Here is a 25,878-nt window from a genome sequence, read left to right as displayed (position 1 = left end):
TTCTCCTCTTTCTAAAACATAAAAACGTGAGAGCCGTAGTCTCACGTTTTTATGTTTCACCCTATTAATTCAATCGTTTCCGTAACCTTTATACTATCTTTTACAGATTGAACAATCGTACAATTTTTCACTGCAAGTTGCAGCGCCTTGTCCAACTGCTCTTCTGTAATGTTTTGTGCTTTGATTTTATAGTGCAAATGAACACTTTCAACTGGTTTTGATAAAGCTTCACTTCTACCAATTTCGGTTTCAATTGTAAACGTATCGTATGTAATACGTTTCTTTTCTAAAATTGTTCGGAAGACAATTGCACTACATCCTGCGATAGAAGAAACGAGTAATTGTAACGGTGAATACCCATTTTCTTTTCCAATCGCTAATTGACCGTACGATAAATCTGCTTCTATATCATCGTGTTTGATTGTTAGTTTCATTTGTTTTTTCCATCTCCACTTTCATCGGTTTCTTCCGTTTCTTACTCATATAATAATATATGTAGCAGAAAATGATAAATGGAATACCACAATATAACGCCATTCTTTGTTCAGGAATAAACGCTAAACTAATAACAACGATGCTATTTGTAATTAAAGCTAAAATTGGAACAATCGGGTATAGTGGTGTTCTATACTTTAAGTCCTCTAATTTCCCTCCGCCTTTTATATACTGACTTCTAAAACGAAGTTGCGATAGCGCAATAATGATCCAACTTGAAACAGCCGATAAACCAGCTATCGATAATAAGTACATGTACACTGTATCTTCTGCAAGGAAACTTGTGAATAGAGATAATCCAGCTACCGCAATCGTTACGACTAGCGCTGTAATTGGAATACCGCGTTTATTTACTTTCTTGAAAGAAGTTGGTGCCATTCCTTCATTTGCAAGTGACCATAATATACGCGTTGCTGCATATAATCCTGAATTCGCTACAGATAATAAAGCAGTAATAATAACGAAGTTCATAATATCAGCTGCATACGGAATACCGATTTTATCAAATACAACTACGAATGGACTTTCAATTACGCCTGCTTCTTTCCAAGAAATTAATCCTACTAAAATCGTCATTGTTAAAATGAAGAATAACATAATGCGCCATACTGTATTACGAATTGCGCGTGGAATTGTTTTTTCTGGATCTTTACTTTCTCCTGCTGCAATCCCGATTAACTCTGTTCCTTGGAATGAGAAGTTAACCGTAATCATTGTAAGTAATACGGCAGCTAGTCCATTCGGGAATAACCCGCCATCGCTTACGAAGTTAGAGAAAAGAGGTGCCGCTTCTTTTCCGTCGTATGGTAAAAATCCTAGTAATGCACTACCACCAAGTAGAACGAATGCAATAATTGTAACTACTTTAATACTAGAGAACCAAAACTCTAATTCAGCGTAACTTTTCGCTGAGATAGCGTTTGAAGCATATAAAATAACTCCGAATACAAGACACCATACCCAAACATCAACAGTTGGAAACCATCTTTTCATCATTAAACCGATCGATGTTAATTCCAGTCCTACTGTTACTGCCCAGCCAAGCCAATATAGCCAGCCGATCATAAAGCCTGTTCCTGGTCCAATAAACTTCGTCGCATACTTTTGGAAAGACCCTGAAACTGGCATTGCTACCGTTAGTTCTCCAAGACAAAGCATTGTTAAATACATAATAAATCCGCCCACTAAATATGAAAGGATGGCCCCCCCTGGTCCAGCCTGATTAATAGTGTAACCTGAACCTAGAAAAAAACCAGTTCCGATTACACCACCAAGTGCGATCATAAATAAATGTCTACTCTTCATCGTACGATGTAATTTCTCATTTGTTGGTTGCTGCATCTTAATCCTCCCCCTACAAGTACCCCTATCTCTTTTTAAAATTTTCTGATAATAAAAATATACACGAAAGCGATTACAATTTCTATATAAAATTAACACTTTTCTGATAAAATAATATAAAAAATCGAATTATTGCAAGATTTAGATACTATTTAGAGGAAAATAAGGAGAAACAAGGAAAAAACCCTTACATATATTGTAAGAGTTAACGAAGCTCTAATCTTCTCGATAAAATTGATAAACTATAATTCACTATAAAATACATACAAGCCACTACTATAAAAGTCGGAATCATATAATTTACATTTTGCCCGCTAATAATTTGAGCATTATGCATAAGCTCTGGCAATGATATAACAACTGCGAGCGACGTATCTTTTAGCAATGAAATAAACTGACTAACAAGCGGGGGGACCATTCTTCTTAATGCTTGCGGCAAAATAATATGCCAAAGCGCTTGCACATACGTTAATCCTGAAGACCTTGCAGCCTCAATCTGCCCTTTTTCGATAGATAATAGACCGCTTCGAACAATTTCAGATATCATTGCCGCTTCAAATATTGTTAAAGCAACAATTGTAGCTGTTATAATTTCTAACTTCAATCCCGCTTCTGGAAGTGCAAAATACGTAAAAAATATAATTAAAAGTAGCGGTAAATTTCGAATCACTTCCACGATAACTCCTAATATTTGTGAAACGACAGGTATTTTCGTATAGCGCAATATTCCTATTACACTACCAATAATAAAGCTAAGTACAATTGCTACGAGCGCTACCTCTAACGTTATAAGTAATCCTTTTAACAAAAAGAGGATATGATCCCCTGTTATAGCTCCCTTAAAATCCATTTACACCGCCTCCTTTGCCAAGCGTTTTTCTAAATAACGCACTAGCATACTGAGCGGAATTGTTAATATTAAATAAAACATCCCGACAAATATATAAACATCAAACGTAACAAACGTCTTCGTTGAAATTAAATCTCCTTGATACATTAAATCAGCACCAGCGATAATTCCGAGTATGGAAGAGTTTTTTACTAAATTAAGAAATTGATTTCCTAGAGGAGGGATTACGATTTTCATCGCTTGAGGTAAAACGACATGGTACATCGCTCGCGTATAAGTCAATCCTGAGGAACGCGCTGCTTCCATTTGACCTTTCGCGACTGATAAAATACCAGCGCGAATAACCTCGGCAATAAACGCTGCAGTATATACCGTAAGCGTAAGTGTTCCTGCTACAAAACCATTTAAAGTAACTCCTATTACAGGTAAAGCGAAATAAAATATAAATGCAATTAATACGAGTGGAATATTTCTTACAAACTCCACAAAAGCTGATCCTATCCAGTTTAAAATACGAATCGGTGCAATACGCATTACTGCCAAAATTACTCCTAAAATAAAACTGCCTATTAACGCAATTACACTAGACATAACTGTATACTTAAAGCCTTCTAAATACATATCAATGTTATTCGTTAATATAGAAAAATCAGGCACATATTCTCCCCTCTTTCTTTACAAGAAGAGGATGAGCATCCCTCATCCCCTCACTCTTACTATTCACTGGGATTAAGCCCCACTAATTAAAGTTTCACTTTACTACTCTTGTTTTTGGCCAATCCATTTTTCATACAGTTTGTCGTACTCCCCACTCGCCTTCATATCTTTTAGTAAGCTATTAATCTCTTTCGTTAAATCATCTGCACCTTTTTGCACAGCAATTCCGTACGGCTCATCCGTGAAAATTTTCCCTACAACTTCATAATTTGAATCTTGTTTTGCCATTCCGTAAAGAATTGCATTATCTGTCGTTAAAACATCGCCTTTCCCTGCTTTTAACCCCGTAAATGCCTCACTATAATTTTCAAATTCTAATACAGTCGCTTCTGGTGACTTTTGACGAATGTTATTTGTAGATGTTGAGCCTTTTACGGCTAATACTTTCACACCTTGTTTTATATCATCAATACCTTTAATATTGCTTCCTTTTTTCACAAGTAACGATTGCCCTGCTTTAAAATATACATCTGAGAAATCAACTTCTTTTTTACGTTCTTCCGTAATTGTCATTGTTGCGATAATTGCATCAATATCACCATTTTTCAATAGTGGAATACGCGTTTTAGACGTTACTTCTTTTAATTCTAGTTTCTTTTCATCTCCGAGAATTTTTTTCGCAAGTGCCTTTGCAACATCAACATCAAATCCTTCTACCTGCCCTGTTGAAGGGTTTTTCAATCCAAATAAATTCGTATCATTCTTCACCCCAACTACTAATTTCCCACGCTTCTTAATTTGCTCTATGGCTCCGCCTTGCTTCGTATTCGTTTCTTTCGCCTCATCTTTTTTACTTCCGCACCCGGCAACGACAAGTACGAATAAACATGAGAATACGATTAAGGTAAACAACTTTTTCATTTTAAGCATGAAATTCCTCCTTTAATGATTTAACACTCGGCTTAAAAATAGACGCGCCCTTTCTTGTTCTGGGTCTGCAAAAAATGCTGCTGGTGTTGTATCCTCAATAATTTGGCCCTCATCCATAAATAAAATCCTATCTGCTACTTCTCGCGCAAATCCCATCTCATGCGTGACGACAACCATCGTCATCCCTTCTTTAGCTAACGTTTTCATAACGTCAAGCACTTCTCCAATCATCTCCGGATCAAGAGCAGACGTAGGCTCATCAAATAGCATAATTTCAGGCTGCATCGCAAGTCCCCTAGCAATCGCTACCCTTTGCTGTTGACCTCCGGATAATTGATGCGGGTATACATTAGCCTTTTCCGGGATTCCTACTTTCTCTAAATAAAACATCGCTGTTTTCTCAGCTTCCTCTTTTGAAGCTTTATTTACTTTAATAGGCGCTAGTGTAATATTTTGAAGAACCGTTTTATGTGGATATAAATAAAAATGTTGAAAGACCATCCCGATATCTCGGCGTAATTCATTCATATCCGTTTTCTTATTGTGTACCTCTGTATTTTGTACAATTAATTCTCCATCTGTAATTGTCTCTAATTGATTTATACACCGAAGCAATGTACTTTTCCCTGACCCTGAAGGTCCAACAACTACTACCACTTCACCCTTTTGTACTTGCAGATTAATATCTTTTAAAACTTGAAAGTCACCATAATATTTATTTACATTACGAAACTCAATCACCATACTCCCCCCTTCCTCTAACAAAGCATGTACATTCTTTTTATATTCAAAAATAGGCAAAAAAATAACTTTCAGCTTCATTTTGTCCATAAAAAAAGAGCAAAGGTCGTTCCCTTTGCTCCTTCGTTCCTATCCTATTAAGATACTTCTTCTTTTTTATCTTTCCCATATTCATGCTCCCAGAAATCAGCATTTTTAATTCCTAATTCCTGCGGATCAAATACTGGATCTTTCCCTTCTTTCTTCTGCTTTTCATAGTCTTTTAAGGCGATCAATGCTGGTTTTTGTAGTAGTAAAATCGCGATAATGTTAACCCATGCCATAATTCCTACACCGATGTCACCTAAAGCCCACGCTGTTGCAGCTGTTTTTACACAACCATAGAATACGACTCCTAAGAATACAAACTTTAGTACGATGGACATCCAAGGACGGTCTTTATCACGATTTAAGTATGCAATATTCGTTTCTGCAATGTAGTAATACGCCATAATTGTTGTAAATGCAAAGAATAATAGCGAGATTGCGACGAAACCGTTTCCAAATCCAGGGAAAACAGATTCTACTGCTGCCTGTGTATAACCAGGACCCGGCTGTGCACCGTTTAATTTATTGACGATAAAGTTTTTTCCGCTTGCATCAAATACGTTATACATGCCTGTAATAATCATCATAAATGCTGTTGCTGAACAGACGAATAATGTATCAATGTAAACGGAAAATGCTTGTACTAACCCTTGTTTAGCTGGGTGTGATACTTCAGCAGCTGCCGCCGCATGTGCCCCAGTTCCTTGCCCTGCTTCATTGGAATAAATACCACGTTTTACTCCCCAAGAGATTGCTAAACCAATAATCCCACCAAAAGCTGCTTCTAATGCAAATGCACTTTTTAAAATTAACATGAAAGCATCTGGTAACTTTTCAATATTCATAGCTACAATTACACAAGCTACTAAAATATAACCAAGTGCCATAAACGGCACTACAACTTGTGCTACGTTAACAATTCGCTTAACTCCCCCAAAAATAATAAGCGCTAACGCTGCTACTAATACCGCTCCAGATACAGAAGTATTAATACCGAAAGCTGTTTCCAAACTTACAGCAATGCTATTTGCCTGAACACCCGGTAACAGCATCCCCGTTGCAAGAATTGTTGCCGCAACGAATACTAATGCATACCATTTAACTCCTAGCCCTTTTTCAATGTAATAAGCCGGACCACCACGGAATTGCCCTTGATGCTTCGTCTTATATATTTGTGCAAGTGTTGATTCTACATAAGCAGAACCTGCTCCTAGAAAAGCTACCGCCCACATCCAAAAGACAGCTCCTGGACCACCAAATGCAACAGCCGTTGCAACACCCGCAATATTTCCTGTTCCAACGCGCCCTGATAATGAAAGTGCTAACGCCTGGAAAGAAGAAACACCAGCATCCGATTTTTCTCCTTGAAATGTAAGCTTCACCATTTCTCCTACATGCCTTACTTGTAAAAACCTCGTTCGAATAGAAAAATATAAACCTGCTCCTAAACATAAATAAACAAGTGCTGGACTCCAAACAATATTATTGATCCAACTTACGATTGCTTCCAACATTCCCCCTCCTCATTTTTAAAGAATATTCAGAATATACATAAAATTATACGTGCATACCGAATCTATAACAATATTATTTTAATAAAATAAACATATTTTTGTATAAAAAAACAAAGTATATATTTATTTTATATACTTTGTTTTAATATGAATGTATTATATATTCACAATCGCTTCTCTTTTTATAATTCTTTCATAGAGTTGTTCAGCTAATTCTCTGAAATGATCTGGCATATCTTTCCCTTTAAATTTCTTTTGGAGCGTGCCATACAAACCTATATCACGTAAACGTAAAAATAAAGGTAACGATTCATACCAACTATCCGCTAGCCTGTGCTCATATTCGTACCCTTTTCTTAACACTTGTAACTGTTTACGAGCGAATGTCGTCTTTTCTTCCACTGTCCATGGTGTAAAAAGAACAGAGTAATAAAGAACCATTGCCAAATCATGAATGAAGTAATTATAGGCCACATCATCAAAATCAAAGATTGTTAACTCTTTTCCATCATAGTGAAAATTGCCTGGATGAATATCACCATGCATAAGGCCGAATGTTTCTCTTTCAATTGGAAGAGCATTTATTTCCTCCATTAATACAGCTGCAATTTCTTTCACGTTCTCATCTTCTAATTCATTAACAATACTACTTTCATCCTCTTCCCACGTATCACGGTAGTCAGTTTTAGGGTAATTCATTGTAAGGCGGTGCAATTGTCCAATCGCTTTTCCCCACGCTTCAAAGTAAGCATTTCCCCAATATGGCGATCCTTCTCCTTTTACTTGCTCACCTTTTGCGTATGTAAATAAGGAAGCAAAAAAGAAAGTTCCATCCTCTACTACAATTTCTTCTACAAGATTTTGAGATGTTGAGTAAAGAGGTCCCGCTACCTTTGCACCGTTCTCCGCAACATATCGTAAAAAATCTAGTTCAGCCTCTACCTCTTTTTTAGAACGATGGGAAGAATGCGTTAAACGTAATACGTAATCTTCATCACTATCACCCTTCGCCTTAAAAATGTAATTTTCAAAATCTCCAAGTGGCTTTTCTTCCACCGTTACATGAAACAAACTTGCAGCTCTTGTTAAAATCTCCTTTGTAAAAACTCGTTCTACAGCTATTTCCATATGTATCCCTCCTATATATCTTCTTAATTCGACATAAATGTTAGAAGTACTGCTATGAATGTGAAAAGCTCTGTTATGACTACTATAAAAATGCGACCCCTACACATAAAAAAATCTAAAAACAAAAAAGGTTGATTCACTAAATCAACCTTTACACTATTAAAAATACTATTTCTCAATTCATTCTTATATATAACATTTACCTTTATTTCTCTTCACCGTTTGTCTGCATTGAATTGAAGGTCCAATTTAATTTCAATGAATCTCCTTGAAATACATTTTGTTCTTCATCATTATCTACAAATGTAAACATTACATAGAAAGTATCATCATCACCAGGAGCAAGTCCATTTCCTTCCCGGTCTACAACACCTTTTTGTACAAGATCAGGAATACTTCCATTTTGCGTAGCTACCTTTAACTCAGATAATGTAGTAGACCAAATTGGAACCTCATTTTTATCCAAATTCCATAAGAAATCAACACGGATATGATCACCAAAATCAGCATTTCCATTATCTCCTTTAGCATCAATAACACTATAATCTGTAAGAAGTTTCACGTCTCCTATCGCTAAGGTTCCTTTGTTAACTAATTGAAAACCGCGCTCCATTTCATCACCCGGTTTAATATTGTCGACATTAATAACAACTTCAGGATTAACACTCAAATCTAAAGTACCCGCTGCAAACGCGTTTTGTGATACTTCTTTATCACTAAAATACGCATATGTTCCCCCACCAATTAAAGATAGACCAAGCGCTGCAGTTACAACACCCATACCAAGTTTTTTCTTAATACTCATTTCACAAGCCCCCCTATTTTAAAGTTCAAACAACAACCTTATTTTCATCCCACAAACAATATTAATTAAGCAACTACCTTGCCCCATAACGAAAGCAAACTAGCTTTAAACTATTTTCTTCATGTACTCAAAAAGCTATTTTTTAAATAACCGGTAATGTTACAGTAAATCATTACCGGTTCGTTGTTAGCAAAAACCATTTTTTCTGTGTTCATTGCTTTATCGTTTAGTTTCCCTTAGAAGTGTATCCCCTTATTTTTTTGGCTCTAAACCAATCGAGCGTAAGATTTTCTCTAACGTCACTGGCCCTACATTTTCTTTCGGTTTCTGATTTTCTTTAGCATCTGGACCCTTTTTCAAGAAGTTTTTCTCAATAAAACGAATATCTGTTTCATCTACAACACCATCTTGATTTATATCTCCATCTTTTACAGATACTTTTCCTTTTCCATACGATAAAGCTGCTATTCTAGCATCTTGAATATCTACCATTTTATCGCCGTTTACATCACCTGCAAGGTTATCATCCATGTCAGCTCTAAAGTTTTGTCCCACTAATTCTCCATCCTGCATTTTCCCTATTTTTGTTGTTAATTTACTATTTAAATGACCTGGCATTTCTACGAAAATATCATATTCTTTATCGCTTACTGGGACACTATGAATTTCAAATTGCCCGTTATCACCAATCGTTCCTGTATATTTCTTTCCATCCTTGCCAACTGCGTACACTTTTGCTCCTAGTTTTGTATAGTCTTTCTTACCTAAATACCCCTCTTCATTCAAGAAAGCTTCCGGGCCAATATATCCTGTAACCGTTGAATGTTTCGAAACAATAGCAAAAGATTTATCTTTAAACGCAGGAATCTCAATGCCTTCAGATGCACCAGCTTTTGTATAAGAGAACTTATCTACTCCAAATGCAGTTAAATCATTAAAGTATTCATCGTTCGCCATCTCGAATGTAACATCTAAAAATGGTGTATCTCCATCTAATCCTTTAAATTCTTTTCCTTCCAATGATGCGCCAACTTTCACCTTGTTTTCCCAAGCTCCTTCTTCACTTATCTTCGGATCTTCTAATTTAAGGTTCAGTCCATGTTGTTTTACATATTCCGTAAGTGCTGGATTTGGTTTCACATCTGTAAATTTAAATAGCTGCTTGTAATAAGGAATTTCAAATGTACCTGACATAAGCTGTTTTACATTATTAAGATTCAAAGTTAACGTAATTTTCTCTCCTAATTTGATTTTATCTTTGTCATAACTTGGAACAGCGTATTCTGTCCCTTCCTTTACAAAGACGTAATCTTTATATCCAGTTGCCATATTCCCTGCAGTTGCAAGATCATATCCAAATAATTTTAGATTTAACGGCTCGTTTATTTCCTCTGGAAGTACTCCAAATTTAAAATCACCATTTGCTTGAATTGTATTCAGCCAACCTGATGGAAAGGCTGAGTTTTGATAATATACAATTTGGTTCGCTTTTTGATCATACTGCAAGCCTTTTGCCTTTAATGCATCTACTGTAGAATCATAAATATTACCATGCACCCATAATGCACGCTGGCCGTCTTCTTCTTTAAACATAGAATCATTGACTTCGTGTATACCAGGTTGTACATCCTTAAATTTCATTTCAGGTATTACATTATCAATGATAATGCTATCGCCTTTTGTATAAGATTTTCCTTCTTTATCATATCCAACGAAGTTCAATTCGTAATCTCCATCAGGCAACATAACAGGTTTATCCGCAATTGGATGAGCTGGATCTCCTGTGAATGGAAGTACATACCCTCCCATACCAGAAAACATCATATATTCAACATTCGGTGTTAGACTACTTGCATTAAGTGTACCAACGACTCCTAATGCCTTCCCTGTCTTTCGATCCTTCACAACTGCATCAATGGTTTCAAGAGGACTATTTAATTTAAATGTCAACGGCGAACTTGGTCTTTCCATAAATGGATGGAATTTAGAAGCATCTGTTGCCATTGTATCTCTCAGTAAATCTACAGACGCAATCCCTTTTTCTGTGAATTTAACTGCAAATGGTACTTGATATACTTCTTTTTCATTGTTTTTATTTGAAATATGAATATAGCCCTCATATCTACCAAACTCAGCGTTTTCTGGAATGATAATTTCAGGACTAATTTCCTCTGATGCACCAGGAGCTACTTTAATAGAATCTGGTACGTTTAGCTTCACACCATTCTTCGCTGCATCTTGCACACCTACACTTGTAGGTGAAAATTCCACCTCTAATTTAAACTCTTTCCCATCTGTTTTACTGCTGTTCTTAATTAAAACTTTTCGACTATCTTTAATAGGCCCATTTTCAATTTGATTTTTATACCCAAATGCAATAGAACCTGTTTTTTCTTCAATTTCTACTTCTTCATCACCTACAACGTTTGATGTTTTATCAACAACCTCGATAGATGTATCTGCATGAACTGCACGATATGCATCAATTCGCCCTGAGCCCACCTCAAATACAGAACGCTCTTCTTTTAAGTCAACTGCGGTATTCATGAGTGCTTCTTTTACTTCAAATGGACTATAGTTTGGATGTTCTTGTAAAATGAGTGCCGCTACCCCTGCAGTATGAGGAGTTGCCATAGAGGTACCTGACATACGTCCATACGCTACCGGATAATTTTCTCCATCTTTTGGATCATTAATATATTCAGGAACAGTTGAGAAAATAGACACACCTGGTGCTACAATATCTGGCTTAATATCATCTGTCTTAGTTGCAGGACCACGGGAGCTGAAATCAGCTAAGTGATCTCCCTCTGTTTTTATATTACTTAGTTCCCCAAACGCTAACGACACATCTCCTTGTACAGCTTTTGCTTGTAATTTCTCACCATCTACTTTTGTTAGGCGGAACGATGGAATAGATGAAGTACTTCCCCCAAGATAACTTGTAATTTCACCATCTACATTGTTATATACGATTACCGCCTTTGCGCCTGCTTCCTTAGCATGCTTAATTTTCTCATCAAATGTAATCTCACCGCGTTGGATAAGAGCTAATTTTCCTTTTACATCTTTTCCTGTAAAATCATCTGATTTCCCGAGCCCTGCATATACAACTGATACGGATTGACCTTTCAAATCTTCAATCTTATCAGTAAAGCTTTTTCCAAGTAGCATCATCTTATCCACATGTAAATCACCTGCATCGACGGAAAACGTTGGGATCTTCATTGCAGCGTCACTGGCTCCAACTGTAATTGGAAGTGCCGCTGCACTAGGTGATCCAATGGTACCTTCTTCCGGACCACTATTACCTGCCGCTACTACTGTAACAACACCAGCTAACATCGCATTGTTTACTGCCACAGAAGTAGGATATAAAGGATCATTAATGGACGCACCTAGTGATAAATTGATAACATCCATATCGTCTTTTACTGCTTTATCAATCGCAGCAAGAATACCGCTTGTTTGTCCACTTCCATATGGACCTAATACGCGATATGAATATAAATCTACATCTGGAGCAACTCCCGTAACCGCGTAATCAACATTATTCTTTTTGTCTGCAGCGATTGTCCCAGCTACATGCGTACCATGGGATGTATAATATGCACTCCCCTCATAAATCTCAGGATATCCTCCAGAATTTTGCCAATCCTTATACGTTGTCTCCATTGGATCAGCATCATTATTAACAAAGTCCCATCCTTTTATTGAGTTCGGATCTATTTTGCTTGGATCTTCACCTTGCTTTGCACGATATCCTTTATATGCATCTTTCAAATCCGGGTGATTGTAATCAATACCTGTGTCCAGTACACCTACCTTAATTCCTTTACCTGTTATTTTTTCATCATGCAGCTTGTCTACACCAATTTGCGGTACACTATCTGCCATTTTTGGTTCAACAGCGGTCTTAGCTGTTTCTTTCGGCAAATCAATTTTAACCTCATGATCTTCCCATACACGCTTAACGATACCGGTACGAACTAAGTCTTCAATCATGTTCGCAGGTAACGAAATCGCTACACCATTAAAAGCATTCTTATATTCTCTTGTTATTTTTGCAGATTTTAAATTTGTCCCTTTCTCTTTATTCTTTTGAAGCTGTTCAAGCTCTGCTTTAAACCCTTTATGTGATGCCTCTACCTTTTGTTCCGCATTTGAAAGAGCTACCTTTTTCCCTTTAGCCGCTTGTTTTAATACCTCAATTTTGCTAGGTGCTTGCTTAAACTCTATAATCACATTCACATTATTAGGACTTGCTGTATTGATACCTGGCGAAATAACAAAACCTGGTTTTGTATCTAACGTTTTTAAGGCATTACGTTGTTCCTTTGTAAGACCTTTCAAGATAGCATTTGCATCATCAATTCCAGTTAAAGTAGATGTATTTACCTCTTCAGCTAAGACGTTATATGGAATTCCTTGAGACAATAACATTCCAGCTGTTAACGTTCCAATAAGAATCTTTCCAAATTTCCCTCGTTTCATATTGCATCTCCCCATTATTAATATTATTTTTTGAAACAAATTGATTCTTAACTTCCTATTTAGCATTGGAAACTCTATTAATCTTAATCTTGTGTATCATGAAAGATTTCCATCACTACTACCATCCCCATACCTCATATAGCTAATTACTCACTTTTCTCTTTCTATAAGAGCCCTCCATCATTTATTTCCAACAAAGGATTTTCACGAAATGAATTATTAACACGATTAAAATGTAATTCTATTTTTATTATTTCACATTTTGATTATTCTGAAAATTGAACAAAAGGAGTATCTTTTCTCTAAGGATTCTATACCTACATAGTACAAAAGAACTATCTTGCTATTTATTCTTTGTAATAAAAAATAAATAAACATGATAGTTCTTTTAAACATTTCCTATTTAATCCAACGGAACCAATTGATTTCGAACAGCATAAATCACCGCTTGCGATCGACTTTTCACATTTAGTTTTTTAAAAATTTTATTGATGTGAATTTTAACTGTTTTATCACTAATATATAGAGCTTCAGCGATTTCTTTATTACTAAGTCCCTTTACTAATTCAAAAAGAATTTCCTTTTCACGTTCCGTCAGTTCATTTTCATTTGATTCTAATTTCATTTTTTGCTGATGATATGTAATTAATTTTTTAGTCATACGCGGATGAATAACTGAATCCCCTCGATATAACATCCGAATTGCTGCTACTACCTGCTCCGATGATGAATCTTTCAATAAATAACCATCAGCACCAGCCTGGAGTGCATCCATTAAATATTCATCATGCTCATACATTGTAAACACAAGTACTCGGCAATTCGGATAATTTTTTTTCACCAACTCTGTAGCTTCAATCCCATTTTTCCCCGGAAGATTAATATCCATCAAAATACAATCTGGTCTGCATTCTTCTACTTTTCCCAATACTCCGTCCCCAGAGCTAGCTTCTCCAACCACTTTCATATCAGATTCATCCTCTAGTATGTTCCGAATTGCGTCTCGTAAAAAAGCATGATCATCCACTACTAATATTTTAATCATTTTACGCACCCCTTGTTTGTGAATCTGGAATTAATAGTGTAATTTTTGTCCCTTTCCCTACAGAACTATCAATCTGTAAAGTAGCCCCTAATTGTTCAGCTTGTTCATTCATATGTAATATACCATAATGTGGCTCATTCTTCGTTTTAACCATAGACTCAAATAGTGAAAAGCCAATCCCATTATCCTTAACCCTTAAAAGCACGTGCTCACTTTGATAGCTAAGTAAAACATCAGTCTTGTCTGCTTGTGCATGTTTTACAATGTTTTGCAAACTCTCTTGTAATGTATCAAAAATAACCCTTTCTTTTGAAAAGCTAAGCGCACGTGCATGACCTCTTTCATGATATGTAATATCTAGTTCATATTCTTGTTTTAAAGATTTTATTTTACTTGCTATCGCCTGCTTTAGCCCTAATTGTTGTGTCGGATATGGTTTTAAAGCATAAATAGAATAGCGAACGTCTCCTAAGCTTCCTCTTAAATCTTTTATACTTTTCTCTACTATTTGCTGCATATCTTTTGGTTTATCACGGTATTTTTTCTGCGCGGATTCTAGTTGGAATATCACCCCGGCTAATGTTTGCGCAATACCATCGTGAATTTCACGGGCGATTCTATTTCTTTCTTCTAAGATCATTCTTTTTTCCTGTTCAGAAATCAATATCCTTGTTTTAACAACGTTAGCTAATTGGTTAGAAAATGTAGCTAACGACTGTACATCTTCCGGAAAGAAACCCGCATTTCTACTTTTCCCTGCAACAAACATTCCGACTAATTCATCATTTACTATAAGAGGAAAATATACAAGTGAGCGTATAACATTATCAAATATTTCATCTCCAGGAGCCGTACCAATTTTCCAATCATTAAATACAAGATTTTTAGAAAGTTCCTCAAACGCCCCATACTTTTCTGAATCATCAGATACATCTAGGCGGACTTTCCCATCTTTTAATAGAATATTCCAGTTCCCATCATCTTTTGTCCATATTACATATGCTTGTATGCCAAAAAAACCTTTAAGTGCTTGTTTAATATGTTTCAAGTTTCCTCCGGTTAATCCTCGACTAATTTCGGTCGTAATAAGAAATAACTCATATAATCGTTCCTTCTCCATCCTTATCCGTACAGAAAAAGAACTAATAACGGAAGTTGCTACAAGTGGAAAAAAGAAAAACAGTACTGTAATCTCGTTTACTTCCACACTATATGTACTAATTAATACGTGCATCAGTGCCGCATAAGAGAAACCAAAAGTTTCGCAAAGAAATACCGTTACAGTTTTTTTATACCACTGATAGATTAAATATGGCTGCGGAAGGAGTATCATTAACAAATCGTAAAAACGATTGTTGAAAAAACAAAAAAACACGCAAAATAATAACAAAGATATTAAATTTCCATACAGAACTGATATATCTATTTTGTTAATTAATAAGGACATACATTTGTTTGAAAACCATTCGGCCAAGATTAAACTAAGTGCATGCTGAGTACTATTAAATAACATTCTTTGTATCGGTGAACGGCGGTGCAGGTGAATAATTAGCGTAACGAGTACAATAGAAATAATAGTTATATGGATTCCAAACTGCCAACTCATAGCGTAAATTATCGGAAAGGTAAGCGAGCTAGTCCCTCTCCAAAATCGTACAGGAAAATACTCTGCAATCCCCATAAATATTAATAACAATATTAGTATTGTTGGATGAGAAGGGATTTTAATTTCAAGTAAAGATATAGTTATAGTAATCAAACCAAGAAAAGAAATAAAATAAAGATAAGAACTAGCAATCTTTTCTCTCATAAAGATAGAATTTACAGCTTTCAAAACAACCCCTTCTTTCTTTATAGAACTTTATTTTCTCTATTATCCAATAAAAAACCGGCACTGGCAAAATGGAAGAACCTCCACTAGCCAATCACCGGCTGTGTACTGCACCTAAAAAGGCAAGACACAATACTAATAGTATAAATTGCCTTTCATAAATTTCCTATTCATCGAATGATGTAATTATTTATACCGCTAGGCTTATCCTCTATAGTACAAAAGATTTATATCAACACCGCTAATCTAATATATACTTTCTTTCCATCCCCTACTTCTCATTTTCTTTAGTTTAAAAGATGACGTAACGTAACTTTCAAGCTACTTATTTTCAAATAATACAAGCATAAATTTCTCACAAAAAGCAAAAATTAACAGAAGCGACTTTATTCTAAAAGAGGTGGAAATTATGACAGAGCAAAAAGAACAACAAAAGAGTGAAAATCAAAAGCATATGTTTCCATCGCTTCCGGAAAATATTAATTACATTGAAAATAAACTCTGTCATTCAGATGATATAAAAAAATTAGATATCCCTTTTCAAAACGGAAAAGGAACCATTATATATCTCGAATCTTTAGCAGATCCAAATTTAATTCATCAATTAGCTCTCGAGCCTTTATTAACACGGTCGGATTTGGCTTTAGATAAAGCTTTTTCCACATTAAATATGAAAAAAGAAACGAATTTAAATTATGGGGTGCAGCTTTTATTACAAGGAAAGTCATTATATTTTCATGAACATGTTGATAGTTTTTGTATTTTCGAAACAGCTCTATCTTTAAAAAGAGATATAACAGAGCCGGATAATGAAGGCATTGTACGTGGACCACATACCGGGTTTGTAGAAGATTTAGCAACCAATTTAGCTTCTATTCGTAAACTCATAAAAAGTCCAAATGTCGTCGTTAAATATTTCACACTTGGTGAAGAAATGCACACGAAAGTGGCAATTGCTTATATTCAAAATATAGCTAATGACGATCTCGTTGCAGAAGTAAAAAGAAGATTGGAAATGATTAAGACAGACGCACTCATGCCACCAGGCTACATACAGGAATTTATAGAAGATACATCTTTCTCACCCTTCCCGCAGCAATTAAATACAGAACGCCCAGATAGAACCGCCGCTAATTTAATGGAAGGACGAGTTGCTATTTTATCTGACGGAGATCCAACAGCGCTCATCGTACCTGTTACGTTATTCGCTTTCTATCAATCACCTGATGATTATAATAATCGCTGGATTGTCGGTTCATTCGTCCGAATGATTCGCTTAGTGAGTTTTTTAATAGCCTTTCTCTTACCAGCTATATATATCGCAACAGTTGCTTTTCATCCTGATGTGTTGCCACTTGAACTCGTTTATACAATTAAAGCTTCATTAGAAAAAGTACCACTTCCCCCCATTTTTGAGGCTCTCTTAATGGAGTTAATTTTCGAGTTATTACGGGAAGCTGGTATTCGTCTGCCGAGCCGCGTTGGACAAACAATCGGTATTGTAGGCGGTTTAGTAATTGGTGATGCGATTGTAAAAGCCGGACTTGTTTCTTATACGATGATCATCGTTGTAGCTTTAACTGCAATCTCATCTTTTCTCGTTCCATCAAACGATATGAGTTCAGCAGTTCGAATTCTTCGTTTTCCATTAATGATTCTTGCTGCTATATTCGGATATGTAGGAATATCATTCGGTCTAATTATAACTTTCGTTCACCTATGTCAGCTCCATTCTTTTCATACACCTTACCTTTCTCCCCTTGCACCAATGCGGCTAAAGGATATGAAAGATTCTTTTGTAAGACTCCCAATTTGGTCGTTTTGGGAACGACCTCATGATCCAAAGCCGAAAAAAATGCAACGACAACATGTAACGAGAGAGGATGAGAACGGTGACAAACACGCAAAGTAAAATTTCACTTGTTCAATTTACTTTTTTCGTTATTCAATGCCAAATCGGGGTTGGTATCCTTTCTCTACCAAATCGTCTTCACCCGATAGCGAAAGGCGGTGGCTGGATTTCTGTTCTCATCGCTGGTTTTGCGATTCAACTCATTATTTTACTTATGTGGCTTTTCTTAAAACGATTTCCTGATGCTGATATGTATGAAAGTGTTTGTATGCTATTTGGTAATAAATTTGGAAAACTATTAGGTTTTGCTTATGTTTTTTATTTTACCCTTATCGGTATGACGGTTATGTTAAGTGCTTGTAATGTCATTAAAGTATGGATATTACAAGCAACTCCTTGGTCTGCCATTCTCATACTATTTACAATAGCTTGTTGCTATATAGCCTATAACACATTTAAAGTCATCGTACGGTTTTATGTCATGGCCTCTATTCTTATTTTCCCAATGGCACTGTTAATTGGACTTGGGCTCTCACGGGCTGACTTTTCTTATATTTTTCCCATTACAGAAGCTGGATGGTGGAATATTATTCAAGCATCAAAGGAAACAATTACAGCTATGTATGGTTTTGAAATTATTCTTATCGCTTTCCCAAAAGTAAATGGGACTGCTGTGGCAAAACTAAAGGCAATTTCTATCGCTAATGGATTTGTGACTCTCTTTTATACTTTTACTGTTTGGATTTGCTTTATCGTATTTAGTCCAAAGCAAGTTGAGCTTATTCCAGAACCAGTTGCTTACTTATTGCGCTCTTTACATATCGGGATTATAGACCGAACTGATTTACTATTCATACCAATTTGGATGATAACAGTTGTAGCTTCTATTGCTAGTTATTATTGCGCCGCTTCTATCGGAATTGGACATATATTCAATCTTGCTAATCATAAACAAGCTGTTCCAATCGTTGGAGTTATTGCATTTAGTGTAGCCTTATTCATAGATACACCTGAAGAATTAAAAGTAATTGCAACTTTCACTGATAAGTTCACCTATATTTTCATCGTTGTCCTCCCTCTTTTATTTCTACTTTATTCAGTAATAAGAAAGAAGAAAGGAGAACAGTATGTTCAAAAAAAGAGTTAAATTATTTTTTATATTATGTACTAGTTCATTCCTTTCTGGCTGTTGGGATCAAGAACCATTAAGAGAAGCGAGATTAGCTTATAGTATTGGATATGATATTACGGAAGAGAATAAACTACAGCAAACGCTTGAACTCGTAAAAAGTTCAAGCGGAGAGCAATCTTCATTCGAGAATGAAATACATTCAGCAAACGGGTATAACATAAGGGATACAAGCGATGCCCTAAAAAAAAATGTGACTGGTAATATTCGCTACTTCAAATATGGTGTTCAATTGCTAGGAACCCAAATTCTAAAAAAGGGTATACTACCCTATTTAGATGTCAGCTTTCGGGACCCAACAAACCCAACTGCTTTAGTAAAACTTATTGCAGTAGAGGGTGAAACATCCGAGATACTAGAAAAAAAGAAAGTAGGAAATTTACTAATTGGAGATTTTCTAAAGAAAAAAGTGAAAAGCTTAGAAGATATGAGTGTATTTCCAAAAGAAACTTTAGAAACAGCTGCTACAAAAATGTTAGATCCCGGTAAAGACTTTACCCTCCCTTCTATAAAAATAAAAGGAAAAGAAGTAATTACAAACGGGTTAGCTTTATTTAACAATGATAAACTAACTGGGCATTTACCTTTGAAACAATCTGTTTTATTCGTATTATTAACCAGAAAAATGGGAACAAGTGCCCGTATAACCCAAAAACTTACTAGCGATGAATCAGAGAAAACATCTGATTATTTAACAATGGAAATTAGCAATCGAAAGTTAAAACGAGACTTAAAAATAACAACAGATAAAAAAGGAAATGTTTATGCTCACATTAAGCTCCAACTAAAAGTAATAGCACTTGAAGCCCCAAGAGATAATATTTATAAAATGGGAGAACGAAAAAAACTAAATAAAGACTTATCGAAACAACTTACGAAAGAAGCGAAAAAAATAACAAACAAACTACAAAAAGCAAATTGTGATGCTTTCGGTATTGGAAGACATCTTATCGCATATCATCCTGACTTATGGAAGAAAAAAAATTGGAATAAAGATTATGCAAAAGTAAAATTCAAACCAGAAGTAGACGTAAATATTTTGTATAGTGGTGTCTTAAAATAAAAAGGTTGTATGCCGCATGGGCATACAACCTTTTATTTCGTATATCGATATATAATTGATTCATATGGTCTTAAGTTAAGTTTTGTAATATCCTTGCTGGAATCTTTATAATTCGACAGTAGTACTTCTTGTTTCATTCCATCTAATTGAACATGGGCTGGTACAGAATACGTTATTTCTTCTCCATAGAAGTTATTAATAATAAGTAATACTTCATTATTTACAGTACGTGTATATGCCCAAATCTTAGGGTGATTTTCATCTAAAATAGCATATTCTCCTTCTGTAATAACATCGTAAGTTTTTCTAAGTTCAATTAACTTTTTATAATGATAAAATACAGACTCCTTATCTTGTAATGCTTTCTCTACGTTTATTTCTTTAAAGGTTTCAGCTACTGAAATCCAAGGGGCACTTGTTGTAAAACCACTATTCACCTCTTCATTCCACTGCATCGGAGTACGAGAATTGTCACGCGATTTTTGTTTTAAAATCCCTATAATCTCTTCTTTTAATAAGCCTTCTTCCTGCTTTATATCATATATATTTAACGATTCCACATCACGATACTGCTCGATGGATTCGAATTTAGGATTCGTCATACCTATTTCTTCCCCTTGATAAATGTAAGGCGTTCCTTGCAGCATGTGCATAGCTGTCGCTAACATTTTCGCAGATTCATTTCGGTACTTCCCATCATCACCGAAGCGTGACACGATGCGAGGCTGGTCATGGTTACACCAGAATAATGCATTCCATCCCCCGCCCTTTTGCATTTCAATTTGCCAGTTAGACATAATTTCTTTTAATTTAATAAAATCAAAATCAGCTTTCGTCCACTTATCACCATTCGGATAATCTACTTTCAAATGATGGAAACTAAACGTCATACTCAGTTCATTGCGCTCAGGGTTTGAGTATTTAATGCAATTATCAATTGTCGTCGATGACATTTCTCCAACTGTAATTACCTCTTTCCCTTCAAATACATTTCGATTCATCTCTTGTAAATATTCATGAACACGCGGACCATCCGTATAATATTTACGTCCATCACTTGTCGCAGTACTTCCGTCATCGCTTAAGAAACGTTGGTCTTTTGAAATTAAGTTAATAACATCAAGGCGGAATCCAGTTACCCCTTTATCAAGCCAAAAGTGCATCATATCATAAACTTCTTCACGAAGCTTTTCATTTTCCCAATTTAAATCTGCTTGTGTCTCATCAAATAGATGTAAAAAATATTGCTTAGTCTTTTCATCGTACTTCCAAGCCGATCCACCAAACTTAGACTGCCAATTATTTTTTTCATCACGCCAAATGTAATAATTGCGATATGGACTATTTGTATCTTCTTTCGCTTCTTTAAACCACTTATGCTCCGTCGAACTATGGTTTACAACGATATCAAGCATAATTTCAATGTTACGTTCTTTTGCTTTTTCTAGAAGCTCTTCAAACTCTTCCATCGTTCCGTAAGATGGATCAATGCTATAATAATCACTTACATCGTACCCATTATCATTTTGTGGTGATTGGTATATCGGTGTTAACCAAATATAATCCACTCCGAGTTCTTTTAAATAATCTAGTTTCTCTGTAACTCCTTTTATATCACCGGTTTCTTTATTGTAATAACTATTAAAGCTCTTCGGATAAATTTGATAGACTACACTTTTATGCCAATCCTTCATGTTTAACTTCCTCCTACTTCTGTTTAACTCTTTTCGCAAATAACCATGTTAACGTAAATGGGATTACAACTGCGATAATCATTCCTACAATAAACATTGGAATCGATTTCGGAATGATCGAAATAAATGCTGGCAATCCGCCAATTCCGATAGCCGGTGCTAATACACCATTTAATGTAATGAATATTGCTGCCACAGCAGATCCTATAATTGCTGCATAAAACGGGAATTTATTTCGTAAGTTAACACCAAACATCGCTGGCTCTGTAATCCCAAAGTACGCGGAAATTGCTGATGTCGATGCCATACTTTTATCATTTTGATTTTTAGAAATCCAGAACATTGCAAGTGCCGCACTACCTTGCGCAATGTTAGAAAGAGCAATCATCGGCCAAATAAATGTACCGCCGTGCTGTGCAATTAATTGTAGATCAATTGCAATAAACATATGGTGCATACCTGTAATTACAAGCGGTGCATATAATGCTCCAAATAATACTGCTCCAACTACTGGTACTGTTTCATATACGCCTACTAATCCAGCTGTTAATAAATCTCCAATATGACGTGTAACTGGACCGATAATTCCTAATGCTAACACACCTGTTACAACGATTGTTGTAATTGGTACAACTAATAATTGAATTGCATTTGGTACATGTTTCTTTAAGAAAATCTCTACTTTACTCAATACAAATGCTGCTACTAACACCGGTAAAATTTGACCTTGATATCCTACCTTTTCAATTTGGAACAATCCTAAAATATTGAAGTACTCAATCTTTTGACCTTCTAAACCAGTCGCTGCTTTGCCATAATCCCAGGCGTTTAATAAGGCCGGATGCACAAGCATTAAGCCCATAACAATACCTAGTATTGGACTACCACCAAAACGCTTCGTTGCTGACCAACCGACAAGTGCTGGTAAGAATACGAATGCTGTATTGGCCATCATATTAATTAAATCCCAAAGCCCACCTAAATTCGGATAAACATCTAATAAATTTTTACCATCAAAAAATAAGTCCTTTGCCCCTAATAAATTGTTAATCCCCATTAGTAAACCAGCTGTGACGATTGCTGGTAATATCGGCATAAATACATCTGAAAATACTTTTACAAACTTTTGAGCTGGATTTAACTTTTGATTTCCAGAATCTTTCACGTCAGCCACTGTCGCTTCCTTCATACCTGCAAGCGTTATCAATTCAGCGTAAACACGATCTACATCCCCTGGACCAATTACAATTTGAAATATCCCAGCATTATGAAACGCTCCCTTTACTAATGAAACAGACTGTAATTTATCATTATCTATTTTACTTTCATCTTTTAAAGCGATACGGAGCCTCGTTACACAGTGCGCAGCTTGTTCAATATTGTCTTTCCCACCAATATACTGCAACACTTCCTCTGCTGTTTTACGATAGTCTTTCCCCATATTCCCGTCCCTCTTTTCTTTTTTTGATACCGTTTACACTTACATATTAACTCGTATATATAAGTTAGTCAACACTCGTATATACGAGTTGGTGGTTTTTTTTATAAAAAAAAGATGAAACGTTATTTCGTTTCACCTCTTTACTTTCTTCGCGCCACATCCGAAAAGTGAAAAATATCTAAGCGGTGACGTGATTCCGTATATTCGAACTGACTCCCATCATATAAATGAGTAAAGTTTTTCACAACGACAACATAATCTGTGCCATTTAAATCTAAATACTTTCGGTCATCATCTGTACACGGCTGCACTTCAATTACCCTCTGCGAATAACTAATATGTAGCCCTAATTCTTTCTCAATGTATTTATAAATTGATGCCGTTGCAATTTCTCTCGTTAATCCTGGAATAAACTCAGATACAAAATGATTTATATCTAAAATTACTTTTTCTCCATCAATATTTCGTACACGTTTAATATGATCTATTTCTGTTTTTTCTTTCACGTTTAATAATTTTGCAACCTCTTTTGTCGCTTCTTCTTTCTTCATTTCCACGACTTCTGTAATACAATGACGTCCTAGACGCTCATTTTCTTCTTGAAAACTTACAATGCCACCGAAGTTAAACTCAATATTTTTTCGCTTTAATACAAAAACACCTTTTCCATGAATTTTTTGCACATATCCACGCTCTTGCAATAAATCTACTGCTTTTCTTACAGTACCTCGGCTTGCCTCATACTGCTTCATTAATTCTGTTTCTGATGGGATTTTGCATCCCTCTTTTAAGTGCTTATTATCAATAGACTTACTGATTTCTATATAAATTTGCTCATACTTACTCGTCATCTACAATAGCCCCTTGTCACCTTCTAATTCTATATGTATTATACCATGCTACACTCTTCTGCCAATCTCTCACTTATTTTCCAGTACAAGAAAAATATAGGTAAATATTTAATCTCTAAAACGTATTTTTATAAAAGTTTTTATATTTTTCTTTTCATTCAAAAAAACATGTAGTATACTAACTTCAAAATCAGAGGAGAAAGGGAGCAAAGAACTATGCTTACTTATACAACAATTGTAGTTACATTTGCACAAAAACATCATCATCATACGTAACCCTTGAAACCTAGCGGAAAATTTACGCGTAGGTACAAGGGTTATTCCCGTTGTACCTACGCTTTGGCGAAGAGCCATGTAGGTATTTTTTATCTACATGGCTCTTTTTTTATTGCCAAAAAGCTAGTAAAAAATGATGTTTAAGCAAATCTTACTACAAAGGAGTTAACAAAAATGGAAACGAAAAAATGGGGATTATGGGTTTTAACAGCTTTTGTTATCGGGAATATGGTTGGCGGTGGCGTATTTATGCTCCCAGCAAATTTAGCACAAGTATCAGGTCCAATGGGTTCTACACTCGCATGGAGTATTACAGGACTTGGCGTATTTATGATTGCACTCGTATTTGGAAATTTAGCAATTCGAAAACCAGAATTAAAAGCAGGACCACAAAGTTACGCTCAAGCGATGTTTCCTTCAAAAAAAGCAGGTAAAGTTGCAGGGTATAGTATGGCGTGGGGATATTGGGCTGCGAACTGGGCTGCAACAGCATCTGTTATTATTTCCTTTGCTGGATATTTATCAACATTTTTTCCAGTTTTACAAAGTAAGCAAATTCTCTTTTCAATAAATGGATTTTCACTAGAACTAGGAAAAGGGTTAACTTTTCTAGTATGTAGCCTTATGTTATGGGGAATTCAATATATTCTTTCTCAAAATATTGATCGAGCTGGAAATATGAATCTTCTTGCTACCATTGCAAAAATTATCGGATTTACAATGTTTATTGTGATTACATTATTCATTTTCAACGCCTCTAATTTCGGAGACGGTCAAACATTTATGAATGAAGCTGGACAATCCATCTCGTTAGGTGGACAAATCAATTCAGCTGCTATTGCAACACTTTGGGCGTTTATCGGCATCGAATCAGCGGTTATGCTTTCTAACCGCGCAAAATCACAGCGTGATGTAAAAAAAGCTACAATTTTCGGCCTAATTATTGCTCTTATTATTTACATGTCAATTACTTTACTTACAATGGGAGCTCTCTCGCAAGAAGCTTTAAAAGAGTCTCAAAAACCATTAGTAGACGCATTAAATTTAGCAATCGGCAATAAAGGCGCATATATAATGGCGTTACTAGCACTTGTATCTTTATTTGGATCTACTGTTGGCTGGATTGTTGTTAGTTCAGAAGTACCTTACCAGGCTGCCAAAAATGGACTTTTCCCTAAGTTTTTCAGTAAAACAAATAAAAAGGGTAGTCCTTCAAAATCATTATTTATTACAAATGTGATGACACAAATCTTCTTATTCTCAACGATTTCTGGCACTGTTTCAGAAGCATATAATTTCGCTATCGTTGTAGCAACATTAGCTTATTTAATTCCATACCTTGTTTCTACTCTGTACCAATTTAAATTGGTTATTACAGGAGAAACATATGATATAATGCCAGGATCTCGAATAAAAGACGGGGTTATTACTACATTAGCATTTGTATACTCTATTTGGGTTATCAAAACGGGAACTGCTGATTTAAAAACGTTCTTCTTAGGAATTGGATTGTTTATATTAGGTCTTATTCTTTATCCCGTATTAATGAAAAACTCACAAAAAACGAATTAAAAAAAGAGAAGCTTTTAGCTTC

19 protein-coding genes are annotated in these 25,878 nt (G+C 35.5%); 4 read left to right on the top strand and 15 right to left on the bottom strand.

Annotated elements, in window-relative coordinates:
* Positions 1-56 precede the first annotated feature (56 nt).
* The 12 genes from F0362_RS03380 to F0362_RS03325 all read right to left on the bottom strand — a co-directional run bounded on the left by F0362_RS03380 (position 57) and on the right by F0362_RS03325 (position 15,921).
* The gene (locus F0362_RS03380) at positions 57-434 is read right to left on the bottom strand and encodes an OsmC family protein (RefSeq protein ID WP_000778840.1); all 378 of its coding nucleotides are present in this window, start codon (positions 432-434) and stop codon (positions 57-59) included.
* Entirely contained in the window at positions 409-1,836 is a 1,428-nt protein-coding gene (locus tag F0362_RS03375) for an amino acid permease (protein WP_001187119.1), read from the bottom strand. Before F0362_RS03375 ends, F0362_RS03380 begins: the two co-directional genes overlap by 26 nt.
* Before the next feature lie 205 nt (positions 1,837-2,041).
* Positions 2,042-2,686 (bottom strand): amino acid ABC transporter permease, encoded by a 645-nt coding sequence (locus tag F0362_RS03370; RefSeq protein WP_000345979.1) that lies wholly within the window; start codon positions 2,684-2,686, stop codon positions 2,042-2,044.
* Positions 2,687-3,343, bottom strand: coding sequence for an amino acid ABC transporter permease (locus F0362_RS03365; RefSeq protein WP_001112673.1), 657 nt, complete (start codon positions 3,341-3,343; stop codon positions 2,687-2,689).
* 102 nt (positions 3,344-3,445) lie between these two features.
* Positions 3,446-4,273: a glutamine ABC transporter substrate-binding protein GlnH gene (gene glnH, locus F0362_RS03360; RefSeq protein ID WP_000916471.1), complete on the bottom strand. Its 828-nt coding sequence runs from the start codon at positions 4,271-4,273 to the stop codon at positions 3,446-3,448.
* A gap of 12 nt (positions 4,274-4,285) precedes the next feature.
* Positions 4,286-5,014 carry an amino acid ABC transporter ATP-binding protein gene (locus F0362_RS03355; RefSeq protein WP_162861747.1) on the bottom strand — a complete coding sequence of 243 codons (729 nt, stop codon included), beginning with the start codon at positions 5,012-5,014 and terminating at the stop codon, positions 4,286-4,288.
* Between the two features lie 137 nt (positions 5,015-5,151).
* Positions 5,152-6,612 (bottom strand): alanine/glycine:cation symporter family protein, encoded by a 1,461-nt coding sequence (locus tag F0362_RS03350; protein ID WP_000387486.1) that lies wholly within the window; start codon positions 6,610-6,612, stop codon positions 5,152-5,154.
* 159 nt (positions 6,613-6,771) lie between these two features.
* Positions 6,772-7,743, bottom strand: coding sequence for a phosphotransferase enzyme family protein (locus tag F0362_RS03345; RefSeq protein WP_097859426.1), 972 nt, complete (start codon positions 7,741-7,743; stop codon positions 6,772-6,774).
* A 205-nt stretch (positions 7,744-7,948) separates the two neighbouring features.
* Positions 7,949-8,548 carry a TasA family protein gene (locus tag F0362_RS03340; protein WP_000023361.1) on the bottom strand — a complete coding sequence of 200 codons (600 nt, stop codon included), beginning with the start codon at positions 8,546-8,548 and terminating at the stop codon, positions 7,949-7,951.
* Between the two features lie 252 nt (positions 8,549-8,800).
* The gene (locus F0362_RS03335) at positions 8,801-13,042 is read right to left on the bottom strand and encodes a S8 family serine peptidase (protein ID WP_149889647.1); all 4,242 of its coding nucleotides are present in this window, start codon (positions 13,040-13,042) and stop codon (positions 8,801-8,803) included.
* 403 nt (positions 13,043-13,445) lie between these two features.
* On the bottom strand, positions 13,446-14,087 hold the full coding sequence (locus tag F0362_RS03330; RefSeq protein ID WP_000590661.1) for a response regulator: 642 nt from the start codon (positions 14,085-14,087) through the stop codon (positions 13,446-13,448).
* A gap of 1 nt (position 14,088) precedes the next feature.
* Complete coding sequence (locus F0362_RS03325; RefSeq protein ID WP_000648902.1) at positions 14,089-15,921, bottom strand: GAF domain-containing sensor histidine kinase; 1,833 nt, start codon at positions 15,919-15,921, stop codon at positions 14,089-14,091.
* 406 nt (positions 15,922-16,327) lie between these two features.
* Here F0362_RS03325 and gerKA point away from each other — a divergent pair, with 406 nt between their 5' ends.
* The 3 genes from gerKA to gerKC are packed head-to-tail and all read left to right on the top strand — an operon-like array spanning position 16,328 to position 20,022.
* Positions 16,328-17,830: a spore germination protein GerKA gene (gene gerKA / locus F0362_RS03320; RefSeq protein WP_000139267.1), complete on the top strand. Its 1,503-nt coding sequence runs from the start codon at positions 16,328-16,330 to the stop codon at positions 17,828-17,830.
* On the top strand, positions 17,811-18,917 hold the full coding sequence (locus F0362_RS03315) for a GerAB/ArcD/ProY family transporter (protein WP_000185800.1): 1,107 nt from the start codon (positions 17,811-17,813) through the stop codon (positions 18,915-18,917). Before gerKA ends, F0362_RS03315 begins: the two co-directional genes overlap by 20 nt.
* A complete protein-coding gene (gene gerKC / locus F0362_RS03310; RefSeq protein ID WP_149889646.1) occupies positions 18,898-20,022 on the top strand; it encodes a spore germination protein GerKC in 1,125 nt (374 codons plus the stop codon). Before F0362_RS03315 ends, gerKC begins: the two co-directional genes overlap by 20 nt.
* A 32-nt stretch (positions 20,023-20,054) precedes the next feature.
* On the opposite strand, the gene treC is transcribed toward gerKC, so the two are convergent.
* From treC to treR, 3 genes are all read right to left on the bottom strand, one after another.
* Positions 20,055-21,716, bottom strand: a complete 1,662-nt coding sequence (gene treC, locus F0362_RS03305) for an alpha,alpha-phosphotrehalase (RefSeq protein ID WP_000656129.1) — start codon at positions 21,714-21,716, stop codon at positions 20,055-20,057.
* 13 nt (positions 21,717-21,729) lie between these two features.
* A complete protein-coding gene (gene treP / locus F0362_RS03300; protein ID WP_000513928.1) occupies positions 21,730-23,157 on the bottom strand; it encodes a PTS system trehalose-specific EIIBC component in 1,428 nt (475 codons plus the stop codon).
* A 140-nt stretch (positions 23,158-23,297) separates the two neighbouring features.
* A complete protein-coding gene (gene treR / locus F0362_RS03295; protein ID WP_000202241.1) occupies positions 23,298-24,008 on the bottom strand; it encodes a trehalose operon repressor in 711 nt (236 codons plus the stop codon).
* A 450-nt stretch (positions 24,009-24,458) separates the two neighbouring features.
* Here treR and F0362_RS03290 point away from each other — a divergent pair, with 450 nt between their 5' ends.
* Positions 24,459-25,856: an amino acid permease gene (locus tag F0362_RS03290; RefSeq protein WP_000448439.1), complete on the top strand. Its 1,398-nt coding sequence runs from the start codon at positions 24,459-24,461 to the stop codon at positions 25,854-25,856.
* Positions 25,857-25,878: the final 22 nt, after the last annotated feature.

The sequence above is a fragment of the Bacillus sp. BS98 genome (assembly GCF_008432245.1).
In the GTDB taxonomy this organism is placed as follows: Bacteria; Bacillota; Bacilli; order Bacillales; family Bacillaceae_G; genus Bacillus_A; species Bacillus_A toyonensis.
Note: the sequence above shows the minus strand (reverse complement) of the source record. Positions and strands in the feature narration are given on the sequence as shown.